The sequence below is a fragment of the Methylosoma difficile genome (assembly GCF_054657615.1).
Window position 1 is genome coordinate 26,613 of sequence record NZ_BAAHYJ010000003.1, and the last position, 12,581, is coordinate 39,193.

Sequence of the window (12,581 nt, forward strand, 5' to 3'; positions counted from 1 at the left end):
TATATGATTTACATGATTTACCGTTTAGCTATAAGGAAAAATAGTGATACAAACGTTACAAGCGTTACAATCCTTTTTTATCAATGGCTTACGATTTTTTTTAGGGTTACAAAGGGGTGTTACGTAACACCTCCTTAGACTTACCCGTTAGCCCCTGGCCGATATTGTCCCATCTTGGCCATATTAGTTGAGCCAGTCAAAAAGGTGTGTGAGGTTTAAGGCTCGTTAAGCGAGTGTTAGGCCTTATACATACATTCAGCTTGTCAGACTCGAAACGTGTGACCACGAAGCCTAGAAGTTAGTTAATCCTCGCAATCTGCTCAATCTTTACTGTTCAACCTTCACGGCTAAAAATCCCCTTCATCTTCGCATCAAAAAATCCCTCAATCTTGCATTAGCTTGCTATCACGCGGGTGTGTGCGTATTGCATTTGTATTGCGTCCCCGGCTTCGGGCATACAAACGCATTGCAAGGCCTAGTTGTATTGCATTCGTATTGCGTTTAAGACCCTATGCAAACGTCACCAAAACCCTGGCCGAATCCACCCTTAAAAACTAAGCCCTCTGATTGCTAATCAGCCCGTTAAAGTTATCATCCTATTGATTATGAAGGGGAATAATAAACGCCAACGTAGTCTAATCACGGCATAATAACTTTACCTAACACATTTTGAGGACATGACAATGACAAAACCAAGAACCAGTAAAGTAACAGCAAAGGCTAAAGCCATTTTTTTGCAGGCCCTAGAAGAAACCTGCTCACCGGGTGAAGCCGCAAAAGCCATTGGCATTTCTAGGAACTATGCTTATGACATCAGGAAAGCGGATGCGGAGTTTGCCGCTAATTGGGACAAGGCAATTGAGATAGCGCTTGATAGCTTACTTGATGAAGCCTATGCCCGCGCCACTAAAGGCAGTAATGAGCCGATAGTTTTCAACGGCCAAATAATGAAAGATGAAAACGGGGGCATTCTGACCATTCCCAAGAAAAGCGACCGCTTGCTGGAAGTGTTGTTGAAGTTCCGTTATGGAGACCAAATGTCTGACCGTTTAAAAGTTAAGGTAGAAAGTACCGGGTTAAGTGTGGAAGGGTTGCAAAATATGTCGCCTACTGAAAGGGCGAGTTTAACCAGTCTATTGAGCAAGTACCAAGGGGATGAAAATGCTTAACACCAACAAATTGACCGTGTTCCAGGCTTTGCAAGTTTGCACACTGATTGACCTTAGCCTAGAAGCACTCGAAAACACTGCACCAGGCATCATAGCTGAGTTAGGCGGTGCTGAAAAGGTGAGTAAGCAGCTGAGTATAAATAGCCTTAATTTGGCACCTGTGCCTAAAGTCGATGAAGCAATATGGGCAAAAATGGCAAGGACTCAGCAAGCAAAATTTACGGGCAATCAGGGCCTAGCAATTAACCCTGGTCAACCTGACCCAGCCCATTACGTGTAGGAGCTCCCAATGATTCCATTAATAGGCAAACCCATCTACGAGCCCGAACCCTGGTCGTTCACAGGGGATTTAACGCGCCGTGAAAAGGTTATGGACCCAAATTTTAACCCGCCTAAAATGGTTCGGCGCGTGGGTTGGTTGCTTTGCATGAACTGCCAAAGACCACACTTTAGCGATGACGTTGGCAAGTGTCGGGTATGTTTTGAATGTGGAGGCGCTGGCGGCAGAGCTTACAACCCACCAGGGCAAAAGCAGGGGCCATTTGGATATATAGCCTTTATAAAAGACGTGCTTGAGGACGAACCCGAATTGACCACGCAAGAGCTATGGAGCCAGGCCAGTGCACACTTTGGCGACAGACTAGAAACTACTTTCACTGGGTTTTGCAACCTGGTTTGTCGCTCGAGAAAAGCCCTTGGGATAAAAGCACCTAAAAACAGTGGGGGATATAGACATTACCCAGAAGGCAAAACCACGGCATAATATCCACTTAACATAACTACTAGACAGGACTTATAACAATGGCTAAAGAATCAATGGCAGCTTGTGCTACCCGGCACATGGTTAATGGGATTACAGACACCGAGGAATTGATACGGCTGATTGGTCAAGACCTTGGCGACGTGCCAAGCAGAAACTCTGTACACACTTATCGAAAACTTTTTAGGCGGCATGGGTCTAATTGGCAGGAGGAAGAAAGAGTACGAAATAGAGAAGCCAATAAACGCTGGAGAGCTGAGAACCCCGAAGCCCATAGAGAAGCCAGTAAACGGAGTTATGCTAAGAATCCAGAGGCCTATAAAGAAACCACTAAACGCTGGAAAGCTGAGAACCCAGCAAGAAAATTGTTAAACGCCTGTAGAGCCAACGCCAAGAAAAGAGGCCATGAATGTACCCTAACCATTGAGGACATAGAACAATTATTAGAGCCCATGATATGTAGCGTTACTGGTCTAGCTCTTAGCTGGGATGATAGAGCTGAAAGCGACAAGTACAGATGGCTTGCCCCATCAGTTGACCGAATAGACAACAATGTGGGCTACAACTTAGACAATGTGCGGGTAGTGTGTGTGGCCTTTAATCAGATGAGAAGTGACATACCCGATGATGTGGTAACGACCGTAGCTAAAGCCCTAGTAGGCTCCACTCACCATTAAGCAATCGTCATAAACCTGGCCGATTACAGCACCAAACGCTGGCGTTATCATATGCCAAACCACGCCAATATAGCCACATCCGGGTTAGCATTGGCGCTGACCCCATCTATCGGCGATAGATAAGACCCCGCTATAAGGCCCCGGATAAACCTTAAATTTATCCACTAGAGGGTATATCACCATGAAAGTCGAATTACTCAACATCCCGTTTTTAACCCCCCAGCAAATCCATGAAGCATCAATGGTATTGGATGCACAGCACACTGGTTTCCTCAAAGTCATTGAACGGCTAAATAAAGACGTTGCCGCGAAAAAGCTTGAAATTTCTAGTCGTTGGAAGGCCAACGAGTTTATGACACCTGCCGACGCCGCAAGATACGCCAGCAATGAGACCAGCGCGGCTATATTGAAAATTCGCCAAACTTCTAAGGACGAACTTGACAAGCTGTTTAAAGAAGCTGGTCCGGCGTATAACAACCTCATATCACAGAAACCTTTTTATGATAGCCCAGTTAAAGTGCTATCAAGAATTGGCTTAGGTAGCGTTGAGCGCTCGCGATACCTTGAACAACTCGAATATGCAGGCCCCTTCGAATTAGCCCACATGGGGCAATTTGCCGTCAGCACTAAGGACGAAACACTAGGCGCTGTTGTCTTGTCCTTGCTTGAGCGAATCCCCAATAAAGATAAACCGTTCGGCCCTGCGGAATTTGCCGTGGCTATGAATCCCGAGGACTACAAAAAAGTTCAAGGCTATATTGCCGTGGGTGAGGCGCGGATACAAGGAATTGTCCTGGCTTATAGAACGTGGACTATGGGCAAATCTAACCCATTGGATACGGTGGGGCTAGCACTGAGAATGAACCGAATTGACGACGGCATTTTAGCCGAATTCGAGGCTCAAAATGCCTAATAATAACCAAGCCTTAATAATTGCCCTGATGGCGCTTGCCTTAGCAAGTAAAGCAGGCGCCTGTGAGGAAGTTGACTTGTTCCACCAGCTTGAACGTTCCGCAAACTTGGCCGATGTTGCCTTTGGTTCTGACACCTTTGATGAAGCTGGCGAGATATTGGGCTTTAAATACTCAAGGCCATTAGACCTTTATGTAGGGCCTGATGAATGGGAAGAGTGGGAAAAACAGCCATTTGCCCACATGAAATACGCTAGAAACCATTAATCTTTGTGTTTAGTCTGTGTTTAAAGGGCTTATCTGTAATGGATAAGCCCTTTTTTATTATGCACTTATGTGCACAGACCTACTAACTTTATATCAGAGAGCGGCTATTCTGCTTCAATTCTTGCAGAATACGGGCTGGTGCTATTTAGTTTTGATTTTTGTATAAACGGTACTTTTTGGAACACCTGTCATTTTAGATATTTGCTCAACTTTCATGTTGTTGTTGTACATGTTTTGAAGGGATTGAGCCTGTTGAGTCGGTGGTTGAGCTTCAAATATGGCACGGTTGAACCTGTTTTGGTTCGACTCAAAAATATCTCCAATTTGTTGAAGTAAGCTACCAATGGTAGGGTCTTGGGCATTATCAGTCATTTCATTCTCGCTTAGCTGTGTTAAAGGAGCTGGAATAATAGCATAGATTCTAGTATAGGCATAATTAATTAAAAGCTATTGATTTAATTAATTATACATGTGATATTTTACATAAAACTAGAATTATAAAGTATTAAAAATTCTAGGTTAGGCGCAAAAACACCAAAAATTTTTTACCCTTGACAGGCTCTAATTCCCACAAAATCAAGGCATTATAACCCCACTGTCCGAGCAATTCCGCTTAGACGACATTGGAGGTGAAAAATGAGCGAAGAATACAAACCCGGTAGGCCGTTAGTTGAATGGAGCATGAAAGAGTTGTTAGAGCTCCACAACAAACTGAGCCCTGACAAGCCCGCTACCATAAAGACGTTTGCGACCAAGGTTAAACTCATTGCCCGCATTGAACAGATAAAAGCCGCTAACCCAATAAGTGTCAATATGGATGAGGGCGCTATCTTTTTACCGAGTAAGCTAACCGAGGCAACGGAAGAGCATATAGAACAACGCATTGAGGTTGTCGAGGACGAGCTGGCAGCACCTGAAACACCTAAAAAAGCCGTTAAGAAGGCCAAAGAAAGCAAACCACTGGCCGAACCCAAACTAAAAGGCCCTACTATAAAGAGCGTTGCAGAAAAGTTGATACTGAACCCGGCTGGTTATCCGTACAAGGTCATAGTGGAGATGGTGAAAGCAGAAATTGAATGCAACACCACAATTGGATGCGTTTCATGGTATGCAAATAAGTTGAGAAAGGCCGGGGTGAAAGTGCCTGAACGTGCGAAGCCAATAAAACCGACTGAGTGAGGTATAAACAAAGTGGCTATATAGCGATATAGCCACTTTGCCATTAAGAGTTAAGCCGCTTCTGCTTCTATACAGTCTTCGCCGTCATAATACTCCTCAACAATTTCAGAGACCCTGGCTTCAAAATTTCCCCAACCAAAATGCGCTGATTCGTCAATAGCATCTTCGATTAGGCCTTCTATTAGCCCTTTGACTTCGCTATTTAGTATAGAAACAACTAGCAATTCGACCCACCAGTGATTCGTTAGGTCGGCCTTGGCCTCACATCCATAAGCGTCTTTCAAGCCTTCCCAGATATTGCCAGTGTCACAAGCCTCAAAGATTAGGTTATGTAGGTCACAGTATGTGTTGAATTCTTGGGCTTTGTCCCGGTCGTTAAAATTGCAACCATTATGCAGCTTAGGTAAAAATCCCTCGACTGCCGATATTACGTTGAGCCAGCGTTCGAATCGCCAAGTGCCTAAATAGCCTTCTTTTGAAAGCTGTTGAAGTTGAGCGATAGAAAAAGTAGTAGTGTTCATGGTATCTGTCCTGTAATTTAGGTTAGTGTCGAAAGACATTTTTAACAATCAATCACTACCCCTACAGGATGCTTTCAAGATTAGCACACTTCTCAATTATTTTTCATTTATTCTTGTTTTGTGTTTAAACCGTGTTTAGGAAAACGTCAGGCAATAAAAAAGGCCTAGACGAAATCGTCTAAGCCTTTGTTTTACTTCACGTTCTTTGGAGCTGGAGATGGGACTCGAACCCGCGACCGGCTGATTACAAATCAGCTGCTCTACCAACTGAGCTACACCAGCAAAGAGCGCTTATTATACATAATTTATTTTGCATTGCGAGTATTTTTTTAATCTTTTTTAAGAATATAGTTAGGAGGATTTTGGAAAGAAAGCTGCTGCAAATACCTGTGCTTTATTTTGTGTGGTGAATGGCCTTGCGGGATGATGAAAGGGTGTAAAGAAGTTTTGTTATCGAATATCATGGCCGCTTATTTTCTTAGGGCGCGATTCGCATAATTATTTATAAAAACACAGAAGGGGATTATTTATGATGTTGTTATTATTGGCAAAAGCAGCCAGTTTTGCTGTGATTGTGTGGTTTTATTTGACTGCAAAAAACCATAGTCAACCGCCCGTGCAATGGGCCGTTATTGGTTTGATTGGCTTTTGGTTGGCGTGGTGGGCGGTTAAACTGACTTTTTTGACGCCATTAGTGGGGTTGGCTGGCAAGAATGCGACCGGTGTGTTTTTGTTGACGCAGATTCCGGCTTTCGTGGCAATTGCGGCAGCCTATTTCATCAGAAAGAAATTGTTGGCGGATTTGCAAAAAAGCTAAGCGGCAATCTTTCCGGCATAAAAAAGGCGCGTTGTTGTTAGCAACGCGCCTTTTGTTTTTTAGCGGACTTTACTTATAGTTTGTCAGCGTTTTTGTCCAAATATTCTGCAACACCTGCTGGGCTTGCGTTCATGCCGGCATCGCCTTTTGTCCAGCCTGCTGGGCAGACTTCGCCATGTTCTTCGTGGAATTGCAGGGCGTCAACCATGCGTAACAGTTCGTCCATGTTACGGCCTAATGGTAGGTCGTTAACAACTTGGTGGCGCACGATGCCGGATTTGTCGATCAGGAATGTGCCGCGGAAAGCAACGCCAAAATCTGCTTCTACATCGTAGTCTTTGCAGATTGAGTGGGTTAAGTCAGCCGCCATGATGTAGCTGACAGGGCCAATGCCGCCTTGGTTGATTGGGGTGTTGCGCCATGCGTTATGCGTGAAATGTGAGTCGATAGATACAGCAATGACTTCTACGTTGCGGCTTTTGAATTCTGCCATGCGGTGGTCTAAAGCGATAAGTTCGCTTGGGCAGACAAAAGTAAAGTCTAGCGGGTAGAAGAAGATAACGGCATATTTGCCGCTAGTGGCTTCAGAGAAGCTGAAAGAGTCAACGATTTGACCATCGCCCAAAACGGCAGGAACGGTGAAATCAGGTGCTTGTTTACCGACTAATACGCTCATTGAATGTCTCCAAAAACATTTATATAACAAAGGGTTGTGTATTGTTTTTAGCCACTGTGACAGTGGGTTGGCACGTATTCTACACCAGTTTTGTCGGGTATTCTCTAGTGATGTTATTTTTTGCTTGCTTTTGGCCTTTATAAGGGATAATTTGTTACAACTTGGTTAAAAAGACATTACAAAATAAAAATAATAACCTTGATCTATAAAGATTGATTTACAGGACTTTTGTACCAAGCCAAAAAGTCCTGGCGGGAGGGAGTAAACTTATGGCAAAAAACAAGCATATCACCGAGCCTGATGTTTTCGGTTTTCAAGTTAGGATCGTTCGCCGCGGCAAGGAAAGCAGCCGGTATTTTTCCCATAAATTATGGGGCAACAAAGGAAAATCTCTTCAAGCCGCCATTACTTGGCGCGATCAAATGTTAGTCGTTCTTAAAGGTAGCAAAACGCGCTTCCTTAAACCCCCAAAAAACAAGTCCACTACCGGTGTCACCGGTGTTTCCAGAACCATCAAATACGATCACCGGAAAGATAAAAGTTATCTTTGCTATACGGTGTTTTGGGTTTGTGATGGCAAATCAAAAAATAAGACCTTCCAAGTTGGCAATGTGGAAAAAGTCAGTGCCGATGATGAGCTGCATGCTTTTAGAACCGCCAGATTGTTCAGAAGTTGCTACGAGTTTGCTATCGACAATGACATCGAGTTTTACGATGACAAGTTTGATGGCTGGAAAAAAGCTCGGCTTTACGAAGATGAAAGTTTAAACCCCGTCTATTTTGTCGCTTAGTGGGTTGTTAAACCTTCGTTTTGTTAGGTTTATGCTTGGATGATTGCTTATCATCCAAGTGTACCTTTGTTTGTGTTCTTCTAAGGCGGGTTCCCTTGTCCATATGCGCGTAATAGAAGTTGCAGGCGATGCTTTAAAAGTCGCAGAACGCCCCTTACCTGTACCTAATGCAGGTCAGGTATTGCTTAAGGTTGCGGCGGTGGGTGTCAATCGTCCTGACCTTATGCAGCGCCATGGTTTGTATCCTCCGCCGGCGGGCGCTTCTGATATTCTCGGTTTGGAGATTGCCGGAACTGTGCAGGCTCTTGGTGACGGTGTTGTGGATTTGCAGGTTGGGGATAGTGTTTGCGCGTTAGTGACTGGCGGCGGCTATGCGGACTATTGTTTGGCGTCAGCTTGTCTGTGCTTGCCGATACCGGAAGGTTTGTCGTTAGTGCAGGCGGCAGCGTTGCCCGAAACTTTTTTTACGGTGTGGAGTAATCTTTTTGACCGCGCCAAGTTGGTTGCCGGTGAAACCCTGCTGGTGCATGGCGGCACTAGCGGTATTGGCACAGCGGCTATCCAGCTTGCTAAAGCGTTTGGCGCAAAGGTTTTTGTCACGGCTGGTAGCGATGACAAGTGCGCATTCTGTTTGCAGCTGGGGGCTGATGCGGCGATCAATTACCATCAGTATGACTTTGTTGAAGAAATTAGCCTGCTAACGGAAAACAAAGGCGTTGATGTGATTTTGGATATGATTGGCGGCGATTATTTTCCGCGCAATTTAAAGTGTTTGGCTGTTGAAGGGCGGTTGCTGCAAATAGCTGTGCAGAATGGCGTTAAAGCCGAAATTAATTTATTGCCGTTGCTATTGAAGCGCGTCACCTTGACGGGATCTACGTTAAGATCAAGATCCGATGCGGTTAAGGCCGATATTGCCAGGTCGCTCAGGCGGGAAGTTTGGCCTTTGCTGGCAAGCGGTCAGATCAAACCGATTATTCACGCAACCTTTCCCTTAGAGCAGGCCGCGGCAGCCCACGAACTGATGGCGAGCAGCCAGCATATTGGCAAAATTGTTTTACAGGTATAAATCCATGCATTACAAAACGTTAATTTCAGCAACCGAATTACAGCAACACATCAATGACCCGCGTTGGGTGGTGATTGATTGCCGGTTTTCGCTGGCGGATGCGGGTTTGGGTGGTCGGCAATATCGGCAAGGCCATTTGCCTGGTGCTTGTTATGCCGATTTAAACCAAGATTTGTCCGCGTCAGTGAAAAGTTACACCGGACGCCATCCTTTGCCGGATTTTAGGGTGTTGGCGAAAAAACTGGGCGAGTGGGGTGTCAGCAATTATCACCAAGTGGTGGTTTATGATGATGCCGGTGGCGCGTTTGCAGGGCGTTTATGGTGGTTGTTGCGCTGCATGGGGCATGAGTCAGTCGCGGTTTTGGATGGCGGCATCAAAGCTTGGCAGCGCCAAGGCTTGGCCTTGACGACGGTTTTGCCCAAACCTAAACGGCAAGTGTTCAGGGTTTATTTGGATGAAAAACAATGGTTAAGCGCGAACAAAGTCCAAGACCTGTTGGCAAGCAAAGCCATTTGCCTGATCGATGCGCGCAGCCCTGAACGCTTCCGTGGCGATCAAGAGCCGATTGACCCAGTTGCCGGACACATCCCTTACGCGCTTAACCGCGCGATGACATTAAACGTTGATAGCCAAGGCTTATTTTTGCCTTCGGCAACCTTAAAACAGCAGTTTGCGGCATTGATAGGCCGTTATGCGCCCGAACAAGTGGTGCATCAATGTGGTTCAGGGGTAACGGCTTGCCATAATTTATTGGCGATGGAACATGCCGGATTAAACGGCTCCAAGCTCTATGCCGGGTCTTGGAGCGAATGGATTCGCAATAAAAACCGCCCGGTGGCGAAGGCTTAGTGTTTACTGCCGTTTGGTGAATTGGTAATGGCTGTGCAGGGGTTAGCTGAAAGTGTTTAAACCGTTGGCTGAGCGTAGCCGAAGCCAAAGGCTTTTAGTGGGCGACCTCTGCCTGTGAATTTAATGCGGCTGTTTGGCGTTTAGCCGCGACGTTTGTTTCGTAAATCTTGAAGTTTTTCCAATACTTTGGTGACGCGTTCGATATGTGCGCCCAACTTCTCATTATTGGGGTCCAACGTTTGGGCTTGTTTCCAAACCTTCATGGCCTCGTCGTACTGTTGCAGGCTGTAGTAGTTGACACCCACTTCGGTCAGGTGTTTGACTTGGCCTGCTACTTGTTCATCCAGTTGTTTGCTCAATTTGGCAAAGGCTGCGCTATCAACACCTTGTTTGGCAAGGGTTTCCATTAATTGTCTGGCTTCGGCAAAATCCATGCGGTTCAGCGCTTTTTTAAAATCTGCCAACATCCGTTTGTTTTTTTTCTGCTCTTGAGCCATTTCTGTATCAGGTATTGCTGATTTGCTTGATGGCGTAGGAGGTGAGGGCGGCTCGGTTGTTTTTGTTGGTTTTGGTATGGCTGCTGTTTCTACAGCAGGGGACGGCTGGGCTTTAGGTGGTTCTGGTTTGGGTTCAATAACGGGTGCTTGTTTGGTGGTTTGGCTTTCTTGTTCCTTGACCAAGGATTGCCATTGCACTTGTAAAGCTTGGCTGCGTGCGTTGGGCGACAATTGCTCCGCCAGCGGTAAAACTCGAGCAGCTAAAGCTAAGTTTTTTTCAGCCAGGGCATGTTCACCTAAATGGCAGAGTTGCTCGGTTAATTGCGCAGCTTCAGTACGCTGTTGGCTGAGGTTGTCGGTAGCCAACCAGTCGCTGGATGCCGATGGGGCGGTCAATTCGCTGATCGCCAATTCTTGGATTAGCCAGGTGCTTTTGGCGATTAAACGCTCTTGTTCGGCTTTTTCACGCTTTTCGGCATAGCGATTGTTCAGCGCTTGGCTGGCTTGTTGCAGTGCTTGGCTGGCGGGCAGCTTTTCAAGGGCTTGCTGATACAAGGCCAAGGCTTGCGGCCAATGGTTTTCGGCGGCTGCCGTTTCGGCGCTATTGATGGTTTTTTGTTCATAGCCATTGATTTGTTCCGCTAGCGTTTTTTGCAGGATGTTGTCTTCTGTAGGCGATGCGGACACTAATGCTGCTGCTTGGGCGAAGTCCTGCCTTTCTAGCCAGTAGGACAGTTGTTGATGCGTGTCACCCGCGGGGGCGACCAAACTGGCGCAGGCGCCAAGTTGACTGGCGAGTACAACTGCGCAAAAACGTGAATACTTCTTCATTAGGCCGGTTCCTGTGGGCTAAGTAATTGGTCGAGCTTGGCTTTGACAAAAGCAGGGTTTTTTTTGCCATCCAGTTTGGCGGCGTAAGTGTTGATGGCCTGCGATGTGCCGCGCAAAGTGATTTCTCCGTGATTTTGGTACAGCAGGTGCGGCAAATGCTTAACGGCTTGGTATGTGGCCTCGCTTAGCAACGTTTCGCCGGATTTGGCGGCACCCGATAAACGGGACGCCGTATTGACCTCTTTGCCCATGACGGTGTAGTTCATCCGGTCTGCCGCACCAATATTACCTGCCAACAATGTACCGCTGTTGACACCAATGTGAAATTCTAAAGTCAGCAAACCTTTTTTTCGCCGCTGTTTGTTGAGGATACGCACCAAATATTGGATCAATGCCGCACATTCGACCGCATGTTGGGCGTGTTGCGGCTCGAATTCCGGCACACCAAAAATAGCCATTACACAATCGCCAATGTACTTGTCGATATAACCGGTACAAGTGTCAACAATGTCAGCTATGTAGCTGAAATATTCGTTTAGCAAGGTATTCAGCTGGTCTGCAGGAATGCTTTCCGACAGGGTGGTAAAGCCGACAATGTCGGCAAATAACACGCTGGCGGTGATGTGGTGGGCGTCAGCAGCTGTGGGTGTCGTTTTCAACACTTCTTGGGCAATGATAGGCGCTACATAACGCGAAAAAGTTTTTTCCACATGTTCTTTTTGTGAAAGCCCTTCGGTCATTTCATTCATGGCTTCCATCAATTCGCCCAGTTCGTCGTTGCGTTGGCTGCGGAAGCGGTATTGGTAGTCTCCATGCGAAATGGCGCTGCTGATTTTGATGATTTGGTTAATGGGGCGGGTCAGGCGTTTGCCCAAGCCAATCGAGGTGACCGAGCCAATCAGCACGAAGAATAAGGTAATCAGACCCACGGTTTTAAAAGTTTGCTGTTTTGCCGATTCGACAATGGAGCGGTCAAAGCCGATCAGCGCGTAGCCGATGGTGAGGCCATCAACCTTCATAGGGCTTAGGGAGGCGACGACGACCAATGGCTCGGCTTGATTTTTGCCGGGTTTGGTGTAGACGAACAGATTTTCTTGCTGGGTGTGTTGTTCCACCAAGTCAGCATCAGGCAATTGGCCTGATTGCACAATAGGCAGGGATTCTTCCGAATAGACCGCTGCAGCCAGAACACCGTGTTGTTTCTGCAAATTATTGATGAGGGTCTGCAAAGTCAGGCGGTCATCAGCCAAAACCGGTTCTTTGGCAATTTGTGCTAGCTGTTTGACAGCCATATCACTGGAATCCATCATTTGCCGTTCCAGCAAATCGGTTTGGTCGTCGGCGATCACTAATCCCAAGCTGACCATACCGGTACTGATAAGCAGAGTGAATACCAGCGCCAATTTTTGGGCAATAGGAAAACGTTTGGGCGTAAAAATACGCGTGAATCGTCCAAAAAAAGTCCATATTCCCATAACAACCATTTAGTCTGCACTCCTTTCAGTGGTTTGTGTTGGTTTTAGCATTGCCAAGCAAGACCCAAGCGGCAGGATAATCATCAACATA

The 12,581-nt window shown here is 46.3% G+C and carries 16 protein-coding genes and 1 tRNA gene; 11 read left to right on the forward strand and 6 right to left on the reverse strand.

All coding sequences use genetic code 11. The features are described from left to right. The first annotated feature begins 683 nt into the window (after window positions 1-683). From ACYQ1O_RS09710 to ACYQ1O_RS09735, 6 genes are all read left to right on the forward strand, one after another. Entirely contained in the window at window positions 684-1,169 is a 486-nt protein-coding gene (locus tag ACYQ1O_RS09710) for a hypothetical protein (RefSeq protein WP_459991482.1), read from the forward strand. Continuing rightward, the gene (locus ACYQ1O_RS09715; RefSeq protein WP_459991483.1) at window positions 1,162-1,449 is read left to right on the forward strand and encodes a hypothetical protein; all 288 of its coding nucleotides are present in this window, start codon (window positions 1,162-1,164) and stop codon (window positions 1,447-1,449) included. The genes ACYQ1O_RS09710 and ACYQ1O_RS09715 overlap by 8 nt, the downstream gene beginning before the upstream one ends. 9 nt (window positions 1,450-1,458) lie before the next feature. Then, window positions 1,459-1,932, forward strand: coding sequence for a hypothetical protein (locus ACYQ1O_RS09720; protein WP_459991484.1), 474 nt, complete (start codon window positions 1,459-1,461; stop codon window positions 1,930-1,932). Window positions 1,933-1,970: 38 nt separating this feature from the next. Then, window positions 1,971-2,606 carry a hypothetical protein gene (locus ACYQ1O_RS09725; RefSeq protein ID WP_459991485.1) on the forward strand — a complete coding sequence of 212 codons (636 nt, stop codon included), beginning with the start codon at window positions 1,971-1,973 and terminating at the stop codon, window positions 2,604-2,606. Window positions 2,607-2,787: 181 nt separating this feature from the next. Continuing rightward, complete coding sequence (locus tag ACYQ1O_RS09730) at window positions 2,788-3,519, forward strand: hypothetical protein (RefSeq protein WP_459991486.1); 732 nt, start codon at window positions 2,788-2,790, stop codon at window positions 3,517-3,519. Next, entirely contained in the window at window positions 3,512-3,784 is a 273-nt protein-coding gene (locus tag ACYQ1O_RS09735) for a hypothetical protein (RefSeq protein ID WP_459991487.1), read from the forward strand. The genes ACYQ1O_RS09730 and ACYQ1O_RS09735 overlap by 8 nt, the downstream gene beginning before the upstream one ends. 141 nt (window positions 3,785-3,925) lie before the next feature. Here the strand turns inward: ACYQ1O_RS09735 and ACYQ1O_RS09740 are convergent, their stop codons facing one another. Next, window positions 3,926-4,156 (reverse strand): hypothetical protein, encoded by a 231-nt coding sequence (locus ACYQ1O_RS09740; RefSeq protein WP_459991488.1) that lies wholly within the window; start codon window positions 4,154-4,156, stop codon window positions 3,926-3,928. Between the two features lie 264 nt (window positions 4,157-4,420). Here ACYQ1O_RS09740 and ACYQ1O_RS09745 point away from each other — a divergent pair, with 264 nt between their 5' ends. Next, window positions 4,421-4,963, forward strand: coding sequence for a hypothetical protein (locus ACYQ1O_RS09745; protein ID WP_459991489.1), 543 nt, complete (start codon window positions 4,421-4,423; stop codon window positions 4,961-4,963). A 50-nt stretch (window positions 4,964-5,013) separates the two neighbouring features. Here the strand turns inward: ACYQ1O_RS09745 and ACYQ1O_RS09750 are convergent, their stop codons facing one another. Together ACYQ1O_RS09750 and ACYQ1O_RS09755 are read right to left on the reverse strand one after the other, a co-directional pair. Next, window positions 5,014-5,484, reverse strand: coding sequence for a hypothetical protein (locus tag ACYQ1O_RS09750; RefSeq protein WP_459991490.1), 471 nt, complete (start codon window positions 5,482-5,484; stop codon window positions 5,014-5,016). Window positions 5,485-5,690: 206 nt separating this feature from the next. Continuing rightward, window positions 5,691-5,766 (reverse strand) — tRNA-Thr (locus tag ACYQ1O_RS09755). 247 nt (window positions 5,767-6,013) lie between these two features. Between ACYQ1O_RS09755 and ACYQ1O_RS09760 the strand changes: the two genes are divergently transcribed. Continuing rightward, window positions 6,014-6,301, forward strand: a complete 288-nt coding sequence (locus ACYQ1O_RS09760) for a hypothetical protein (RefSeq protein WP_459991491.1) — start codon at window positions 6,014-6,016, stop codon at window positions 6,299-6,301. Window positions 6,302-6,374: 73 nt separating this feature from the next. Here the strand turns inward: ACYQ1O_RS09760 and ACYQ1O_RS09765 are convergent, their stop codons facing one another. Beyond that, a complete protein-coding gene (locus tag ACYQ1O_RS09765) occupies window positions 6,375-6,977 on the reverse strand; it encodes a peroxiredoxin (RefSeq protein WP_459991492.1) in 603 nt (200 codons plus the stop codon). A 269-nt stretch (window positions 6,978-7,246) separates the two neighbouring features. Here ACYQ1O_RS09765 and ACYQ1O_RS09770 point away from each other — a divergent pair, with 269 nt between their 5' ends. The 3 genes from ACYQ1O_RS09770 to ACYQ1O_RS09780 all read left to right on the forward strand — a co-directional run bounded on the left by ACYQ1O_RS09770 (window position 7,247) and on the right by ACYQ1O_RS09780 (window position 9,687). Next, window positions 7,247-7,768, forward strand: coding sequence for a hypothetical protein (locus tag ACYQ1O_RS09770; RefSeq protein ID WP_459991850.1), 522 nt, complete (start codon window positions 7,247-7,249; stop codon window positions 7,766-7,768). 103 nt (window positions 7,769-7,871) lie between these two features. Continuing rightward, window positions 7,872-8,837, forward strand: coding sequence for an NAD(P)H-quinone oxidoreductase (locus ACYQ1O_RS09775; protein ID WP_459991493.1), 966 nt, complete (start codon window positions 7,872-7,874; stop codon window positions 8,835-8,837). Window positions 8,838-8,841: 4 nt separating this feature from the next. Continuing rightward, complete coding sequence (locus ACYQ1O_RS09780; protein WP_459991494.1) at window positions 8,842-9,687, forward strand: sulfurtransferase; 846 nt, start codon at window positions 8,842-8,844, stop codon at window positions 9,685-9,687. 140 nt (window positions 9,688-9,827) lie between these two features. Here the strand turns inward: ACYQ1O_RS09780 and ACYQ1O_RS09785 are convergent, their stop codons facing one another. After that, the gene (locus tag ACYQ1O_RS09785; RefSeq protein WP_459991495.1) at window positions 9,828-11,015 is read right to left on the reverse strand and encodes a hypothetical protein; all 1,188 of its coding nucleotides are present in this window, start codon (window positions 11,013-11,015) and stop codon (window positions 9,828-9,830) included. Then, window positions 11,015-12,490, reverse strand: a complete 1,476-nt coding sequence (locus tag ACYQ1O_RS09790; RefSeq protein ID WP_459991496.1) for an adenylate/guanylate cyclase domain-containing protein — start codon at window positions 12,488-12,490, stop codon at window positions 11,015-11,017. The genes ACYQ1O_RS09785 and ACYQ1O_RS09790 overlap by 1 nt, the downstream gene beginning before the upstream one ends. Window positions 12,491-12,581: the final 91 nt, after the last annotated feature.